Below are 16,332 nucleotides of genomic sequence, written 5' to 3' on the forward strand. Positions count from 1 at the left end.
CAGGTCAGAAGGTTATCCACAGGCTGCAACGGCCGATGCGAGGATCTGCCTACCATGGCCTGACCGCCATCCGCGACACGTGCGGACGGCCTACGAGGGGGGGATGGCACATGACGCGTTTCGCACGGTGGACCGCTCTGGCGGTCGCCTCGGCACTGCTCGCCGCGGGGTGCAGCGGCGGCTCGTCGGACGACGGCAAGGGCGGCCTCTCCTGGGGCCGCTGCAAGGCCACCGCTGACGGCCCCGCGCCGAGCAGCGACTGGCAGTGCGCGACGCTGAAGGTGCCGCTGGACTGGTCGGATCCGGACGGCGAGACGATCGGGCTGGCGCTGATCCGCGCCAAGGCCCGCGGTGGCGACCGCGTCGGCTCGCTCCTGTTCAACTTCGGCGGCCCCGGCGCCTCGGGCGTGTCCATGATGCCGTCCTATGCCCCGACCGTCTCCCGACTGCGTGAGCGGTACGACCTGGTGAGCTGGGACCCGCGCGGCGTCGGTGCCAGCGAGGGGGTGCGCTGCCGCGGCGACAAAGCGATCCAGGCGGCCGAATCGGTCGACGTCACCCCGGACACGCCCGCCGAGGAGAAGGCGTACTTCCAGGACGCCGCCGACTTCGGCAAGGGCTGCCAGAAGGACGCCGGGAAGCTGATGGCGCACGTGTCGACCGCCGACTCGGCCCGCGACATGGACCGCATCCGGGAAGTCCTCGGCGACAAGAAGATGCACTACTTCGGCATCTCATACGGCACCGAACTGGGCGGCACGTATGCGCACCTGTTCCCCAAGAAGGTGGGGCGGATGACCCTGGACGCGGTCGTCGACCCCGGCGCCGACACGGTGGGGCACGCCAAGAACCAGGCCAGGGGCTTCCAGCGCGCGCTGAACGGCTACCTCGAGTCCACGGGCCAGGACCCGGCGGAGGGCTCGCGGAAGATCGCGGACCTGCTGCGGCGGATCGACGCGCGGCCCCTGCCGACGGCCACGCCCGGGCGGAAGCTGACGCAGACGCTCGCGGCCACCGGCATCATCCTGCCCCTGTACAGCAAGGACAGCTGGCCGACGCTGACCAGCGCCCTCGACGCGGCCGAGCGGGGAGACGGCTCGGAACTGCTGGCCCTCGCCGACGGCTACAACGAGCGCGACCAGTCGGGGCGTTACGGCACGACGACCCACGCGCAACGAGTCATATCGTGCCTGGACGACCGGCAGCGCCCGACCGCGGCGACCACCAAGAAACTGCTGCCGGAGTTCGAGAAGATCTCCCCCGTCTTCGGGACGTTCCTCGGCTGGGACACCGCCGGCTGGTGCCACGACTGGCCGGTGCCCGGGCAGCACGACACCCCGGAGGTGAGCGCCCCCGGTGCGGCACCGGTCCTGGTCGTCGGCAACACCGGCGACCCGGCCACCCCGTACGAGGGTGCCCGGAGGATGGCCGACGAGCTGGGCAAGGGCGTCGGAGTGATGCTCACCTGGCGGGGCGAGGGACATGGCGCGTACGGCAGTGGCAGCGACTGTGTCGACTCCACGGTGGACGCGTATCTGCTGGACGGGACGGTGCCGAAGGACGGCAAAGTCTGCTCATGACGACGGCGGGGGCTCCGGGCACCCGTGGCGCGCGAAGCCCCCGCCGCTCGCGAGGGGAGACCGGACACGGCTCGGTATGCCGGCCCGTCCGGTCAGTACACCGGCTTGTCCGGCTCGATCTGGTTGACCCAGCCGATCACGCCGCCGCCGACGTGGACCGCGTCCGAGAAGCCCGCGGACTTCAGGACCGCCAGGACTTCCGCACTGCGGACACCCGTCTTGCAATGCAGGACGATCTTCTTGTCCTGCGGGAGGCTCTCCAGGGCGGTGCCCATGAGGAACTCGTTCTTCGGGATCAGCCGGGCGCCCGGGATGGAGACGATCTCGTACTCGTTCGGCTCGCGGACGTCGATGATGTCGATGCTCTCGCCGTCGTCGATCCACTCCTTGAGCTGCTTGGGAGTGATCGTGGAGTCGGCGGCCGCCGCCTGGGCCTCCTCGGAGACGACGCCGCAGAAGGCCTCGTAGTCGATGAGCTCGGTGACGGTCGGGTTCTCGCCGCAGACCGCGCAGTTCGGGTCCTTGCGGACCTTGACCTGGCGGTACTGCATCTCCAGGGCGTCGTAGATCATGAGCCGGCCGACCAGCGGCTCGCCGATGCCGGCGAGCAGCTTGATGGCCTCGTTGACCTGGATGGAGCCGATGGACGCGCACAGCACGCCCAGGACGCCGCCCTCGGCGCAGGAGGGGACCATGCCGGGGGGCGGGGGCTCCGGGTACAGGCAGCGGTAGCAGGGACCGTGCTCGGACCAGAAGACGGACGCCTGACCGTCGAAGCGGTAGATCGAGCCCCACACGTACGGCTTGTTCAGCAGCACGCAGGCGTCGTTGACCAGGTAGCGGGTCGCGAAGTTGTCCGTGCCGTCGACGATCAGGTCGTACTGGCTGAAGATGTCCATCACGTTGTCGGCCTCGAGCCGCTCCTCGTGAAGGACCACGTTCACATACGGGTTGATGCCCTTGACGCTGTCGCGGGCGGACTCCGCCTTGGGGCGGCCGATGTCGGCCTGGCTGTGGATGATCTGACGCTGCAGGTTCGACTCGTCGACCTCGTCGAACTCCACGATGCCGAGGGTGCCGACGCCGGCGGCGGCCAGGTACATCAGCGCCGGCGAGCCCAGGCCGCCGGCGCCCACACACAGCACCTTGGCGTTCTTCAGCCGCTTCTGCCCGTCCATCCCGACGTCGGGGATGATCAGGTGGCGGGAGTACCTGCGGACCTCGTCTACGGTGAGCTCGGAAGCCGGCTCGACCAGGGGTGGCAGCGACACGGGGACTCCGTTGGTCGGTCAATCACTACGGTTGTTCTCCCCGTAACAGTGCCACGCGCTTTTTCATTCCGAGACACCCGTTCCGACCAGCGAGACGATTTCGTCCCAGTAGCCGGGCATGGCCTCCCAGGGGCCGGTGTGGCCGTCCTGGTCCGTGCGGTCGGTGAACCAGATCGTCGCCGCGCCCTGCCAGCGGGCGATGCACAGTGCCTCCGCCAGGTGCGGGCGGGGCACTCCGTGGACGAAGTGGCAGAAGCGCTCGGGCGGATGGTCGGCGGTCCACTCGGCCACCTGCGACCAGCGGTAGTCGCTCCACGGGCCGGAAAAGGTGACCAGCTGATCGGCGAGCTGAGCGTAGCCCGGGTGCGGGTGGATGCCGTGGCCGAGGACGATGTGGGCATCGTCACGGATCACGCGGAGCGTGGCGACGGTGCGGCGCACCTCGGGCAGCCCGACGTGGTCCGCCGGGCAGCGGTCCAGGAGGAAGCCGTCGACCTGGTACCAGTCGACGAACCGGTGGGCGTCGGAGATCAGCTCCCCGAAGTTCCGGGTGCCGTAGCAGGTGTCGAGGTGGCCGAGGACGCGGATGCCCTCGTTGCGCAGGCGGCCGGCCGCCTCCAGGCAGTGCGGGTCGGGGCGGGCGCCGGGTCCGTCGGCCACGTTGAGGACCACCCAGTGCAGCGGGGTGCCGGGGCGGGTGAGTTCGCCCCACTCGGTGGGGGCGAGGAGGGGGTGCGCGTAGCCGGGGACGCCGACGCCGGGGCGGAGTTCCGTGCCGGAGGTGCGGGGTCGTGTGCTGGTCAGATGCGGCATGCCGCCTCCATCCAGATGTCGGCGAGGGACTCCTCCAGGCCGATCCGGGGGCGCCAGCCGAGCCGGTCGCGGGCGGTGCGCACATCGGCCTGCTGCCAGCTGCCGCAGCCGTCCGGGTACGGGTACGCGACCGGGGGCGCTTGGTCCGGGTCGGGTCGGGGGTGGCCGATGGCCGGGCGCAGGGCGCCGGGAGGGCCGTCGAGTTCGTGGAGGGCACCGCCGTATCCGGCCACGCGGGCGAGGACCGCGGCGGCGTCGCGCAGGCGTACGGCGCGACCGGAGCCGATGTTGATGACGCCCTGCGCGGCGGAGAGCGAGGCGGCGTGGACGGCGCGGGCCACGTCCCGGACGTCGACGAAGTCGCGCTGCGCGCCGAGGCCGCCGAGTTTCAGTTCGCCGTCGCCGGACTGCATGGCGCGGCGCATGGCCTCGGCGAGCCGGCCCAGCGGGGAGCCGGCGGGGGTTCCGGGTCCGGCCGGTGAGAAGACGCGCAGCACGACGGCGTCCAGGCCGGAGCCGAGGACCAGTTCCGTGGCGGCGAGTTTGCTGACGCCGTAGGGGCCGCCGGGCCGGGGGACGGCGTCCTCCGCCGTGGAGGAGCCGGGCTGGCTCGGGCCGTACTCGGCGCTGCACCCGATCTGCACCAGTCGGGCACCGCAGCCGCTGCGGCGCAGGGCCTCGCAGACGGTGGCAACGGCGACGGTGTTGTGGCGGGTGAGCTCGCGGGCACCGCCCCTGGTGGCGCCGGCGCAGTTGACGACGACGCCCGGGTGGACCGCGTCGAGGAAGCGGGTGAGGGCACCGGGACTGCCGGACGCGAGGTCGAAGCGGACGTCGGCGTCGTCGCCGCGGCCGAGGGCGGTGAGCTGCACGGCCGGGTCGGCGAGCAGGCGGTCGGCGACGAAGCGCCCGATGTAGCCGTTGGCTCCGATCAGCAGGACTCTCATCGCGCGGCTCCTGGGACGGCCGGGGCTGCTGGGCGGATGGTCATGCCGGTTCTCCTTGAGGCGGAAGGGAGGGATGTGACGGGGTGCTGCCGGGTGGCGACGGGGCCGGTGGCAGTGGCGGTCACCGGGAGCGTTCCGGTGGAGCGTGGGCCGAGGCCCTGGTGAGCTTGCGGGCCGCGTGGATCAGGAGGGCCAGGGCAGCCCCGCCGCAGGCGAGGGTGGGGACGCTGCCGGCACCCCAGGTGGTGACGAGGGTTTCGACGGGGGTGGCCAGGAAGCCACAGCCGGGGAGGCGGGAGGTGAAGACCGCGGCGAGGGCGGCCGCCTGGAGCGTGGCCGTGGCGGTGAGGACCACCGCCGGGGCGTAGGCGAAACCGTGGGTGGTGAGGAGGCGGGCCAGGAAGAGGAGAGCGCCCAGGGTGAGGGCCTCCGCGTAGGCCGCGGGCTCGTCGAGGACCGCGGCGCACAGGGTGAGCAGCGCCGCCAGGGCGCCAAGGAACAGGGCGAACGTGCCGAGCAGGAGCGGTCGTACGGCGGCAGCGAAGTCCTCCAGGCCGCGGCTGGCCGCCAGTTTGCGGCGGGCGCGCACGGTGAAGAAGTGGGCGGTCCAGGCGGCGGGCGCGCAGGCCAGGGCGAGTGCCAGGACGGGGGCGGCGGTGAGGGGCCAGGGGCCGTCGGCCGTGCCGGTGGGCAGGCCGTCGGGGCCTCCGGCGACGGCGCTGTCGAGCAGGCCGTTGCCCAGGACGGCGTAGGCGACGAGCCATGCGGTCCAGGTCGTGGCCCTGCCGGGGGCTGAGCGGTCGGGTCTGCTCAGGGGGCCTCGGCGCAGGGCCGCGCGGAGGGCCAGGGCCACGGCGAGGGCGCCGGATACCGCCGCGAACAGGCGCGACTGGCCGTGGGTGAGGTGCACGGCGGCCACGGCGGCGGCGCACAGCGTGCCCGGCAGGAGCGTCAGCAGGGCCCAGTCGGCGCGGGCCCGGGGAGCGGCGGGGGCGGAGGGCGGGGGTGCGTCACCGTCCCGGGAGACCCGTGCGTACATCTCCTCCGCGAGGGAGAAGACGTCCCGGTGGCGGAAGCGGGCGGCGGTCCGGTCGGTGATGCCGTGCGCCTCCAGGCCCGCCGCGATCTCGAGGGGATCCACCGCGCGTTCACAGAGCTCCCGGTGACGGTGCATCAGCGCCTTCACGGGATCGGCGGCACCGCGACGCGGGGCGGAGGGCTCGCCGCCTGCGGCCGCCTCCGGTGCGGACGCGGGCGTGGTCGCGGGCGTGGCCGCGGGGTTCAGCGCCTGCTCCGAGCGGGCGCCCCACGCCCCCGGGCTCTCCGGGCTCTCCGGGCTCTCCGAGCGGTCCAGTTCGCCCAAGCCGGTCATCGTGCACCCTCCGGGGCGGGGGCCGGAGCGGGAGTGGTCGCGCGTACGGGTCTGCCCGTCGCCCAGCCGGGGCCGTCGCGGGTGACGAGGCTGGGCGACGGGGCGGCCCAGCGGATCGGGACGTGGTCCTCGGCGGGAACCGCGAAGGGCAGCGGCGCCCCTGCTTCGTCGAGGACCACGCGGCGGATCGGCGCCCGCGAGACGATCTCCAGGTAGATGCCGTGAAATGCCTCGATGTTCTGCTCGACCGTGAACAGTTCGAGGGCGCGGGCGCGGGCGGCGGCACCCAGACGCGCACGGCGCTCGGGGTCGCGCAGCAGCGCCACGCAGGCCTCGGCGAGCGCCCGGGGGTTGCGCGGCGGTACGACGAGCCCGGTGCCGCCGATGACCTCCACGACCGCGCCGACATCCGTCGACACCGTCACGCGTCCGCAGAGCATGGCCTCGACGAGGCTGATCGGGAAGCCCTCGATGACGCTGGAGAGGACGGTCACGGCGCCCGAGGCGTACGCGTCGGCGAGGGCCGGGAGTTCGGGCCCGCCGATCTCCTCGAAGGACACCGGGTTGTCACCGTCGGCGTGCGGCCCCTCGGCCTCGTCGGGGAAGAGCTGGGCGGCCAGGGTCCGGCAGTGACCGAGGTAGGCCGTGCCCTCGGAACCGGCGGGGGTTCCGACGATGCGCAGACGCGTCTTGGGCTGCCGCTTGCGGATCTCCGCGAAGGCGTGCAGCAGCGAGACCAGGTCCTTGCCGGGCTCGACCCGTCCGACCCAGACGAGCGTGTCCGGGTCGGCGCACTCGGGGGATTCGCCGACCTCGGCGAAGGGCCTGGCGTCCATGCCGGGGTAGACCGTGCGGAGCTTCTCGCGGTCGGCACCACAGCGCTCCTGCCAACGGCGGGCGTGCGTGTTGCCGGACGTGACGACCTCGGCCCGTGCATAGGCTTCGGCCGCGAGCCTGCCGTGGAAGGCCGCCAGCAGGGACCGTACGGCGGGCGGGGCGTCCGGGGCGGTCAGGAAATGGGTGCGCAGGCGCACGCCGTACTCGGTGACCAGCAGGGGCACGCCGGTGAAGTGGCGGGCCAGCAGGCCCGGCAGGACGGCCGGGCCGCCGGACGCGGCGTGACAGAGGTCGACCGCGCCGAGGCCGGCGTCCTCGTACCAGTCGAGGGAGAGGGGGCGCAGGACGCGTTCCAGGTGTGCGGCCACGGCGAGCAGATCCGGTACGCGCGCCTCGCGCGCCGCGCGATGGGCGCCGGGCGCACGACAGGCGCGCTCCAGGGTGCGTACGGCGGTCTCGGAGCGGAGAGCCCCCACCAGGCCGCCCTCCTCGCGGGCGAGTTCGGCGAGCCCGTACAGAGCGTTGGCGAAACGGTCCGCCTCAGGGGTCGACGTACCCTCGGAAGGCCCCTTGGCGGCGGTCGGCGCACCCCCGGAAGCCCCGCTCAGCACCGTTGCCAGTTCGCCGAAGCACTCGGTGAACCGCCGGCGCGCGCGGCGGCCCAGGATCACTTCGTCGTCCTCGACCGCCCACAACGGCGCGGTGCGCACCCTGCGGACGTTCGGCGGCAGCGGGATCCAGCCCTCGTCCTCCTGGTGCTGGCTGCGGCTGAGCGCGTAGACGTCGAACTCGTGCTGTCCGAGCCCGCGCACCAGCCGGTCGCACCAGAGCCTGGCGTCACCGCTCACGTACGGATAGCCACCCTCCGTAAGCAGTCCGATGCGCACGAGTGCACCCCCGATCTCCCGTATGGGGAGCCGCCGTTGCCCGGCGGCTCGCAGCGGGACGAACGTATGCGGACAAGGCGGTGGCGCGACGGACGGTTGTCCGTCGCGCCACCAAAAGGGGTGAACGGTCGTAACTTTCCCGTGCGGATCGCGTTCCGTCGCGCTAGGAGATCAACCGGACACGGATCATCATGCCACGGCCGACTCCCGTCGCCCCGCCCGGCGTCGCGCGGCCGCGACTTCGGCCCACATCAGCGAGTTACGCGGGCCGGCCGGCTCTTTGTGGCGCCCGTCAGCTTCCGGGATAAGGCCAGGGATTGGCCCGGCAGCGGATGCCGTCGTGGTCGAGGAACTTGGTCTGCTGCTGCATGACCGGGGCGAGGCCGCCGTCCTTGTCGCAGGTGACATGACCGTAGCCGAGACGGTGGCCGACCTCGTGGTTGATCAGCATCTGCCGGTAGGCGTGGATCTTGTCGCCGTACGTCTTCGAGCCCTGCGCCCAGCGGTAGGCGTTGATCATCACGCGCTCGGTGGCGGCCGAGTCGCAGGAGACGTTGTCCACGGTGGTGTCCAGACCGGACTTGGCGCACCAGTCGGCGGTCGTGCCGGGGCTGGCGAGCGTGATCACGAAGTCGGGCTTGCCGGAGTAGATCCGCTCGAAGGTGCGCGCGCCGTTGTGGGCCCAGCTGCGCTGGTCGTTGAGCGTCTTCTGCACGGCCTCGGCGAACAGCTCGGCGTCGAGCCCGAGTCCCTGCTCCACGTCCACACGATAGGTGAACCTCTGCCCGGCACCCGGCCCCTCGGCGATGCCGGGCACGGCGTCGAACTTGCCCGAGCCCTTGAACGTGGCACCGAGCGGATAGGTCTTGCCCATCTTCTCGTCGTACGTCAGCGGCTTCGCGCCGGCGTCCGGTGCGGGCGCCCGCCCGTCCGCGCGGGACGAGGAGTCCCGGAGGTCGCGGGCCTGATCGGTGGCGGACTGCGACTGCACTTCGGCACCGCCGCGGTCGTCGGTGACCTGACCGGCGACGATCACGGCCAGCACGGTGGTGACGGCGGCGGCCGCGATGCCGGTGAACGTACGACCCTTGGCGCCCTTGACCGGCGCGGGTGCGCCGGTGGGCGCCGCGTCGTCGGCATCGTCATCGTCGGAGCGGATGCCGGCCGGGGCGCCCGCGTTCCAGTCCGTGACGGAGGCGTAGGCGTCCGCAGCGCGTGCGGAGGCGGGCGTACGGGGTGCGAAGACGTCGTCCTCCTCGTCGAAGGCCTCGAGATACTCCTGCCGCGGCCCGGGCACGGAAGCCCGCCGCTGCCGCGGTATGGGAGCACCGCGACCGGCCCTCAACTCACCCCAGCCACCTCCGGCTTCCGGCTGCTCGGGATGGCCTCCACGCGCTTGCGGAAAGCCATGCGCGGGAGTCCCGTCGGGAAGCCGCGGCACGCCGCGCGCGGGAGTCCCGTCGGGAAGCCGCGTAACGGCCTGCGCGGGAGACCCCTCGGGCAGGCGGGGAACGCCGCGCGCCGGCGTGCCGTCGGGAAAGCGGGGCAGCCCCCGTGCGGGGGTGCCGTCGGGCAGGCGCGGAGCGCCGTGCACGGGCGTGCCGTCCGGCAGCCAGCCGTCCGGCAGACGCGGCATCCCGTGCGCGGGTGTCCCGTCCACCGGCGCGGGCCGAGGCCCCGGCGTCCGATGAGGGCCCGAACCCGGCGGCGGCCAGCCGCCCGGCGACGCGCCGCGAGGCGGGGCCGGGCGGCCTCCCCGGCTCGTGTCCGGCGCCTGGCCCTGCTCCGGCTGCTGTCCCGACCCGGCCCGGCCGTCCCGTACTGCGGTTGCGTCCGCGGTGTCGCCCTTGACGACCGGCCCACGGCGGCTGTGGCGTCCCACGTCGCGCCTCAGCCCCCCATGCTCTCGTCGGTTTCTGCCTCGTCGACGGCCTCGTCCGCGCGAGCCTTCCTCGCTCGCTGTTCACCCAACTCCCCCGCGGTTGCGAGGAGTTCATGAAACGCCATGGCCACCGTCTCCGGGTACTCCATCATGGCCACGTGCCCCGCGTCCGGCAACGTCACCAGCCGCGAGTCGCGGTACGCCCGGGCCGCCCTCTGGGCCATCCGGAAGCCGACGAGTTGGTCACGGCCACCGTAGACGAGGAGGGTCGGCGCGAGAACCCGTTCGGCCTGGCGCCACAGTCCCTGCTGGCCGCCCAGCGTGTACGCGTTGACGATCCCACGCGCGGAACGCGTCATCGCGTCCCAGAAGTACGGTAGCCGCAGCCGCCGCTCCATCTCGTGCACGGCGTTGCTGAATCCTTCCGGCGTCACCCGCCCCGGATCCCCGTAACACAACGCCATCACGCCACGGACGCGCTGCTCCGCCGTCCAGTCCCGGGTCAGCCGGGTGAAGAGCGGGGCGATCCCGGGCACCGCCAGCAGCGCTGTGGGCACGGCGGTGCGCTGCACTCGGATTTCGGGCAGAGCAGGCGACACGAGCGTGAGCGTACGGACCAGATCGGGCCGTACCGCGGCGACACGGGTGGTGATGGCGCCACCGAGCGAGTTCCCGAACAGATGCACGGGTCCGCGACGGGTGGCGTCGAGGTACCGGATGACCGCACGCGCGTGCCCCGTGACCGAGTAGTCGCCGTCGTCCGGCGGCGGGGAGTCACCGAAGCCCGGCAGGTCGAGGGCCTCGCTGTCGACGACGTCGTCCAGCAGGGGCATCAGCGCCGACCAGTTCTGCGAGGAACCTCCGAGTCCGTGCACGTAGAGCGCGGGAGCCAGCCCCTTGCGCGCGGGACGCCTCGACCGCACTGTCAGCGTGACCCCGGGCAGCTCGACCGACCTGAGCCGCTCGCCCTCGGCGACCCTGACGCCCCCCACCTTCGGCAGCACATTGGCGGGCGGCACGAACGGCAGCTCGGTCGAAGACATGCGGCAATGTTACGAGACGATCACGTAGTGGCTCATGTGTTCGCCATCACAAGAATCGGCCACGCGAGGCGGGCACATGAGGCGGACACGGGGAAGGCGCGGGAGAGCGGAAAGGCATCCGAGCACGGGAGGCACCCGGGAAAGACAGGGCATACGAGAAGCACTCAACGGGATGCGCACTGCGTCACATCCCGGGCGCGGATCGCATAGCGTCCGGATCGGGTGTCTCCTAGGCTCGTAGAGAGGGCACCCGCGTGTGGCCCCTGCATCCCCAGGGACGTTCGTAGGAAGGGAGCCCAGCATGGCCGTAGACCCCACAGACCCGGAGACGTTCGAGGCCGAGGAGGCGCCGGAGACGGCGGAGTACGACGTCGAGGCCCCCGAGGTCGACGCGGCCGAGCAGCACACGGACGTCGCACCGAACCGCGACGACCCGCTGACCCGCCTCGACCCCGACCGCGCCAATGAGGCCGACCTGATGGAGCAGGCCCGGATCGTCTCTCTCGACGAGGACGACTACCGGTGACGCACGCCGCCGGGTGGCGACAGGGAGCATCACCGAGCAGGAAAGGAGCCGCATTTTGCCCGCTCTGACCCTGTTTGAAACCTTCTCAACCGCTTTCGTAACCGTCCGGTCCGTGAAATTCTGCGCTCTCACCGCGCACACCACGGTTACCGAAAAGTACGATGGCGACGCGGCCAGATCCGCACATGGACGAACATGGGAGGCGGCGTGACAGCCATCGAGCAGACAGAGGCGGTTCGCCCGCGGGGCACACGCCTGCCGCGCCGTGCCCGACGGAACCAGCTTCTGGGCGCCGCCCAGGAGGTCTTCGTGGCCCAGGGCTACCACGCGGCCGCGATGGACGACATCGCCGAGCGCGCGGGCGTCAGCAAGCCGGTGCTCTACCAGCACTTCCCGGGCAAGCTCGACCTCTACCTCGCGCTGCTGGACCAGCACTGCGAGTCGCTCATCCAGGCCGTACGGAACGCGCTGGCGTCGACGACCGACAACAAGCAGCGCGTCCGGGCGACGATGGACGCCTACTTCGCGTACGTCGAGGACGACGGCGGCGCGTTCCGCCTGGTCTTCGAGTCGGACCTGACCAACGAGCCCGCCGTGCGCGAGCGCGTCGACAAGGTCACCAACGAGTGCGCGGAGGCGATCTGCGACGTCATCGCCGAGGACACGGGCCTGTCGCGCGCGGAGTCGATGCTGCTCGCCTCGGGGCTGGGCGGCCTCGCCCAGGTGGTGGCCCGGTCCTGGCTGCACAGCGACCGCAGCGTGCCGCGCGACCAGGCCGTACAGCTGCTCGCCTCGCTGGCATGGCGCGGTATCGCGGGCTTCCCGCTGCACGGAACCGACCAGCAGCACCACTGACGGCCGCTTTGTTCCCACCCGCTGTTCGCTCGTGGCGTTCTCGGGCGGAGCATGCCGGTCCCCTCACCGGGCTAATGTGTGCTGCGTACGGCGCGGAAGGTCGCGCACATCACTGACCGTCGGAGGGACATAGCCGTGGAGGTCAAGATCGGCGTGCAGCACGCGCCCCGCGAGATCGTTCTGGAGAGCGGTCAGAGTGCCGAGGAGGTCGAGCGGGCGGTGTCCGAGGCGCTGGCCGGGAAGTCGCCGCTGCTGACCCTCGTGGACGAGCACGGCCGCAAGGTCCTGGTCCCGGCCGACCGTCTCGCGTACATCGAGATCGGCGAGCCGGCCCCGCGCAAGGTGGGCTTCGGCGCTCTGTAGGCGCATGCCTGGAACGGGGCGGGGCGGCTGTCGGCCGACCCGCCCCGTTCGCGTTCCCTCTCGCGTGCGGCAGCCGGTGCCGCACACGGGTTCCGCCACGAATGGAGCACGGTTCATCCACAGATGGGGATTGGAATCCGCAGGTCAGGGGTAAGACGGGCTACGACCGATTCGGGCAGGCCATGTGGGAGGGACCTCGACATGCTCCTGGAAGCGCTGAGCTCCGCGATCCTCGGCCTGGCTCTGGCATGGGCGGCCACGCATCGCCTGGCACACCGCCTCCCGGCCCGTCCCCTGGTCCTGTCGACCGGCGTCGCCGGCGCCCTCTTCGGGTCCTTCGTCATGCACAGCGCGCTGGACGCCGGGCACTGGCTGCTGGTGCTGCTCGGCGCGGTGATCGTCTCGGTGGCCTCGCTGTCGCTGCTGCTGCGCCCCGCGGGGCGCCTGCGCCGACGATCAGCGACGGCGTAGCCGCAGCAGACCGGGGCGCGGGGACCTGCGCGCCCCGCCGGCAACGGCCCGCAGCCGTGACACAGCCGGAGACCTTGTGCGGAGCGCTACGCAGCCGGACCCCCTCGGCGCCCGCCCTCCGCTGCGCAAGAGCGCTAGGCGGCCAGTCCCAGCGCAGCCATCCGCTTGGTGTGCGCCTCGGTGATCCGGGAGAACATCTTGCCGACCTCGGCGAGGTCGAAGCCGTCCGCGACACCGCCCACCAGCATGGTCGACAGCGCGTCCCGCTCGGCGACCACCCGCTGGGACTGCGACAGGGCCTCGCCCATCAGCCGCCGCGCCCACAGCGCGAGCCGCCCGCCCACACGCGGGTCCGCGTCGATCGCGGCACGCACCTTCTCCACGGCGAAGCCGCCGTGCCCGGTGTCGTCGAGCACGGCCAGCACCAGACCGCGGGAGTCGGAGTCCAGGCGGGCCGCGACCTCCCGGTAGAAGTCGCTGGCGATGGAGTCGCCGACGTAGGCCTTGACAAGGCCCTCCAGCCAGTCCGAGGGGGCCGTCTGCTTGTGGAACCCGTCGTAGGCCGCGACGAACGGCTCCATCGCCCGCGTCGGCTCCTCCCCGATCTCGGCGAGCCGGTCGCGCAGCCTCTCGAAGTGGTGGAACTCGGCCGACGCCATCTTCGCCAGCTCCGCCTTGTCCCCGAGCGTCGGAGCCAGCTTGGCGTCCTCCGCGAGCCGCTCGAACGCCGCCAGCTCCCCGTAGGCGAGCGCGCCGAGCAGGTCCACGACCGCGGCACGGTACTGCGGGTCGGCGGAGGCCGTAGCCCAGTCCCGGGCGGCGACTCCGGTGTGTCCGGCCGGGGTGGCGGTGGTGTCCGAGGCGTTCTCAGGCTTGTCAGAGCTCGTCATGAAGCGCACAATAGCCCGCCCGCCGGGAGGCGTAAGGCCCTGGTCAATCAGTGTGACGACGACTACGTGACCAAATCGGCCATCGCATGTGCGGGATTCCGGGGTATGGTGGTAATGCGCCTGCTGGTACGTCGACGTACCTCGACAGGCCGCACGTATGAGGATGCCCGGTCGGTGGCCCGATCGGCTCCGACCCGACAGACCCTCCCGTTCGTACGGCACTTGCGTACGGATGCCGGAGGGACACCCTCAGCGGCATGAGCGCTAGAGCGTCGGCGCGGTCCCGTGCTCTACGGCCCGCCCGTAGGCAGCCGACGTCCCCGGCACGGTCCGACAAGACCCCCGCGCTCGCCTCGCGCCGCCCACACAGAAGAGGCAGCACCCTGACTACGACGTTCCGAGAGCTCGGAATTCTTCCCGAGACCGCCGAGGCCCTGGAGGCCGTCGGCATCATCACCGCCTTCCCCATCCAGGAGATGACGCTCCCCGTGGCCCTTTCGGGCTCGGACGTCATCGGCCAGGCCAAGACCGGCACCGGCAAGACGCTGGGCTTCGGCCTCCCGCTCCTCGAGCGCGTCACCGTCCCCGCCGACGTCGAGGCCGGACGCGCCGAGCCCGAAGACCTCACCGACGCCCCGCAGGCGCTCGTCGTCGTCCCCACACGCGAGCTGTGCACGCAGGTCACCAACGACCTGCTGACCGCGGGCAAGGTGCGCAACGTCCGCGTCCTCGCCATCTACGGCGGCCGGGCCTACGAGCCCCAGGTCGAGGCCCTGAAGAAGGGCGTCGACGTGGTCGTCGGCACCCCGGGCCGGCTGCTCGACCTCGCCGGGCAGAAGAAGCTGAACCTGAAGCACGTCAGGTGCCTGGTCCTCGACGAGGCCGACGAGATGCTCGACCTGGGCTTCCTGCCCGACGTCGAGAAGATCATCAACATGCTGCCGGTCCGGCGCCAGACGATGCTGTTCTCGGCCACCATGCCGGGCGCGGTCATCGGACTGGCCCGCCGCTACATGTCGCAGCCCACGCACATCAGCGCCACGGCGCCGGACGACGCGGGCAAGACGGTCGCGAACACCAAGCAGTACATCTACCGCGCGCACAACATGGACAAGCCGGAGATGGTCGCGCGCATACTGCAGGCCGACGGCCGGGGACTGGTCATGGTCTTCTGCCGTACGAAGCGCACCGCGGCGGACCTCGCCGACCAGCTCCAGCAGCGCGGCTTCGCCTCCGGCGCGGTCCACGGCGACCTCGGCCAGGGCGCCCGCGAGCAGGCCCTGCGGGCCTTCCGCAACGGCAAGGTGGACGTCCTCGTCTGCACCGACGTCGCCGCCCGCGGCATCGACGTCGAGGGCGTGACGCACGTCATCAACTACCAGTCGCCGGAAGACGAGAAGACGTACCTGCACCGCATCGGCCGTACCGGCCGCGCGGGCGCCAAGGGCATCGCGATCACGCTCGTCGACTGGGACGACATCCCGCGCTGGCAGCTCATCAACAAGGCGCTGGACCTGGGCTTCAACGACCCGCCGGAGACGTACTCCACCTCCCCGCACCTCTACGCCGACCTCGGCATCCCCGAGGCCACGAAGGGCGTCCTGCCGCGCTCGGAGCGCAAGCGCGCCGGGCTGGACGCGGAGGAGCTGGAGGACCTGGGCGAAACGGGCGGCCGGGGGCCGCGCGGCCGCGGGGGCCGCGGTCGTGGTGGCCGCGACGAGTCCCCGTCGGCCGACCGCGAGCGTTCGGACCGTACGCCGCGACGCCGCCGCCGTATGCGCGGCGGGACGCCGCTGGACGGAGCGCCGGAGCCGACCGGCACCGCCACTCCCGACACCACGGCCACGGGCGGCTCCGCCGAGGCGGAGGCCGTCACGGCTCCGCGCACCCCGCGTCGCCGTCGCCGCACCCGCGGTGGCGCCTCTGCCGAGTCGGCGCGGGTCACGGCGGTCGAGTCCCCCGCGTCCGAGCCGGCGGAGAACGCCGTGGCAACGGCGGAGGGCACGAGCACGGAGGCGGCCAAGTCGCGCCGGCGCCGCACCCGCAGGTCGGAGACGCCTGCGGTGGAGGCCGAGGCCGCTGTGACGCCGTCGGCTGCCGCAAAGGCCCCGGCTGAGGCGGATGCCGCGTCGGTCGTGGCCGCCCCGGTGGCCGACCAGCCCGAGGCTCCCGCGTCCAGGCCGCGCCGCCGCACCCGCAAGACCACGGCTGCCTCAGCGGCCGAGTCGGCGCTCGACACGGCCGAGGGGACCACCGAGTCCGCACCGGAGCCGACGGAGACGAAGCCGCGGCGCACCCGCAAGACGGCTGCCGAGTCCGCGGCCCCTGCCGCTCCGGCCGAGGCCGCCGAGACCAAGCCGCGCCGCACGCGCAAGGCGACCGCCGCAGCGGAGGAGGCCGTCGACACGGCCGAGACCGCCGCGGCGAAGCCCAGGCGTACGCGCAAGGCGACGGCAGCGACGGAGGACGCCGCCGGCGAGGCGCAGGTCACCGAGCCCAAGCCCCGCCGCACGCGGAAGACCACCGCAGCGGCCGAAGCCGCCGCCGACACGGCCGAAGGCACGGAAGCCAAGCCGCGCCGCCGCACCCGCAAGG

14 protein-coding genes are annotated in these 16,332 nt (G+C 72.4%); 6 read left to right on the forward strand and 8 right to left on the reverse strand.

Annotated elements, in window-relative coordinates:
* Window positions 1-110: 110 nt before the first annotated feature.
* Window positions 111-1,580: an alpha/beta hydrolase gene (locus tag AOQ53_RS13605; protein ID WP_059417301.1), complete on the forward strand. Its 1,470-nt coding sequence runs from the start codon at window positions 111-113 to the stop codon at window positions 1,578-1,580.
* A 92-nt stretch (window positions 1,581-1,672) separates the two neighbouring features.
* Here the strand turns inward: AOQ53_RS13605 and moeZ are convergent, their stop codons facing one another.
* The 7 genes from moeZ to AOQ53_RS13640 all read right to left on the reverse strand — a co-directional run bounded on the left by moeZ (window position 1,673) and on the right by AOQ53_RS13640 (window position 10,632).
* Complete coding sequence (moeZ, locus tag AOQ53_RS13610) at window positions 1,673-2,851, reverse strand: adenylyltransferase/sulfurtransferase MoeZ (RefSeq protein ID WP_059417302.1); 1,179 nt, start codon at window positions 2,849-2,851, stop codon at window positions 1,673-1,675.
* A gap of 63 nt (window positions 2,852-2,914) precedes the next feature.
* The gene (locus tag AOQ53_RS13615; protein WP_059417303.1) at window positions 2,915-3,664 is read right to left on the reverse strand and encodes a spherulation-specific family 4 protein; all 750 of its coding nucleotides are present in this window, start codon (window positions 3,662-3,664) and stop codon (window positions 2,915-2,917) included.
* On the reverse strand, window positions 3,652-4,611 hold the full coding sequence (locus AOQ53_RS13620) for an NAD-dependent epimerase/dehydratase family protein (protein ID WP_059417304.1): 960 nt from the start codon (window positions 4,609-4,611) through the stop codon (window positions 3,652-3,654). The genes AOQ53_RS13615 and AOQ53_RS13620 overlap by 13 nt, the downstream gene beginning before the upstream one ends.
* Before the next feature lie 121 nt (window positions 4,612-4,732).
* Window positions 4,733-5,983, reverse strand: coding sequence for a hypothetical protein (locus tag AOQ53_RS13625; RefSeq protein ID WP_059417305.1), 1,251 nt, complete (start codon window positions 5,981-5,983; stop codon window positions 4,733-4,735).
* Complete coding sequence (locus AOQ53_RS13630; RefSeq protein WP_059417306.1) at window positions 5,980-7,707, reverse strand: DUF3492 domain-containing protein; 1,728 nt, start codon at window positions 7,705-7,707, stop codon at window positions 5,980-5,982. The genes AOQ53_RS13625 and AOQ53_RS13630 overlap by 4 nt, the downstream gene beginning before the upstream one ends.
* Before the next feature lie 292 nt (window positions 7,708-7,999).
* Window positions 8,000-9,589, reverse strand: a complete 1,590-nt coding sequence (locus tag AOQ53_RS13635) for a DUF3152 domain-containing protein (RefSeq protein ID WP_059417307.1) — start codon at window positions 9,587-9,589, stop codon at window positions 8,000-8,002.
* A gap of 8 nt (window positions 9,590-9,597) precedes the next feature.
* A complete protein-coding gene (locus tag AOQ53_RS13640; RefSeq protein WP_059417308.1) occupies window positions 9,598-10,632 on the reverse strand; it encodes an alpha/beta fold hydrolase in 1,035 nt (344 codons plus the stop codon).
* Between the two features lie 301 nt (window positions 10,633-10,933).
* Between AOQ53_RS13640 and AOQ53_RS13645 the strand changes: the two genes are divergently transcribed.
* From AOQ53_RS13645 to AOQ53_RS13660, 4 genes are all read left to right on the forward strand, one after another.
* Window positions 10,934-11,158, forward strand: a complete 225-nt coding sequence (locus AOQ53_RS13645) for a hypothetical protein (protein ID WP_059417309.1) — start codon at window positions 10,934-10,936, stop codon at window positions 11,156-11,158.
* Between the two features lie 207 nt (window positions 11,159-11,365).
* Complete coding sequence (locus AOQ53_RS13650) at window positions 11,366-12,013, forward strand: TetR/AcrR family transcriptional regulator (protein WP_020269805.1); 648 nt, start codon at window positions 11,366-11,368, stop codon at window positions 12,011-12,013.
* Window positions 12,014-12,148: 135 nt separating this feature from the next.
* Window positions 12,149-12,376 (forward strand): DUF3107 domain-containing protein, encoded by a 228-nt coding sequence (locus AOQ53_RS13655; protein ID WP_010047710.1) that lies wholly within the window; start codon window positions 12,149-12,151, stop codon window positions 12,374-12,376.
* A gap of 201 nt (window positions 12,377-12,577) precedes the next feature.
* Entirely contained in the window at window positions 12,578-12,847 is a 270-nt protein-coding gene (locus tag AOQ53_RS13660) for a hypothetical protein (protein WP_059417310.1), read from the forward strand.
* A gap of 134 nt (window positions 12,848-12,981) precedes the next feature.
* Here AOQ53_RS13660 and AOQ53_RS13665 read toward each other — a convergent pair whose 3' ends face one another.
* Window positions 12,982-13,737, reverse strand: a complete 756-nt coding sequence (locus AOQ53_RS13665; RefSeq protein WP_099054593.1) for a ferritin-like fold-containing protein — start codon at window positions 13,735-13,737, stop codon at window positions 12,982-12,984.
* Between the two features lie 257 nt (window positions 13,738-13,994).
* Here AOQ53_RS13665 and AOQ53_RS13670 point away from each other — a divergent pair.
* On the forward strand, window positions 13,995-16,332 hold a 2,338-nt coding region (locus AOQ53_RS13670; RefSeq protein ID WP_107084017.1), incomplete at its 3' end, for a DEAD/DEAH box helicase.

Source organism: Streptomyces azureus, from assembly GCF_001270025.1.
GTDB lineage: Bacteria > Actinomycetota > Actinomycetes > Streptomycetales > Streptomycetaceae > Streptomyces > Streptomyces azureus.

Excerpts from the sequence above, each read along its gene's own strand:
- AOQ53_RS13605 (WP_059417301.1), top strand. The coding sequence starts at position 111 with ATGACGCGTTTCGCACGGTGGACCGCTCTGGCGGTCGCCTCGGCACTG.
- AOQ53_RS13615 (WP_059417303.1), bottom strand. The coding sequence starts at position 3,664 with ATGCCGCATCTGACCAGCACACGACCCCGCACCTCCGGCACGGAACTC.
- AOQ53_RS13620 (WP_059417304.1), bottom strand. The coding sequence starts at position 4,611 with ATGAGAGTCCTGCTGATCGGAGCCAACGGCTACATCGGGCGCTTCGTC.
- AOQ53_RS13625 (WP_059417305.1), bottom strand. The coding sequence starts at position 5,983 with ATGACCGGCTTGGGCGAACTGGACCGCTCGGAGAGCCCGGAGAGCCCG.
- AOQ53_RS13640 (WP_059417308.1), bottom strand. The coding sequence starts at position 10,632 with ATGTCTTCGACCGAGCTGCCGTTCGTGCCGCCCGCCAATGTGCTGCCG.
- AOQ53_RS13645 (WP_059417309.1), top strand. The coding sequence starts at position 10,934 with ATGGCCGTAGACCCCACAGACCCGGAGACGTTCGAGGCCGAGGAGGCG.
- AOQ53_RS13660 (WP_059417310.1), top strand. The coding sequence starts at position 12,578 with ATGCTCCTGGAAGCGCTGAGCTCCGCGATCCTCGGCCTGGCTCTGGCA.
- AOQ53_RS13665 (WP_099054593.1), bottom strand. The coding sequence starts at position 13,737 with ATGACGAGCTCTGACAAGCCTGAGAACGCCTCGGACACCACCGCCACC.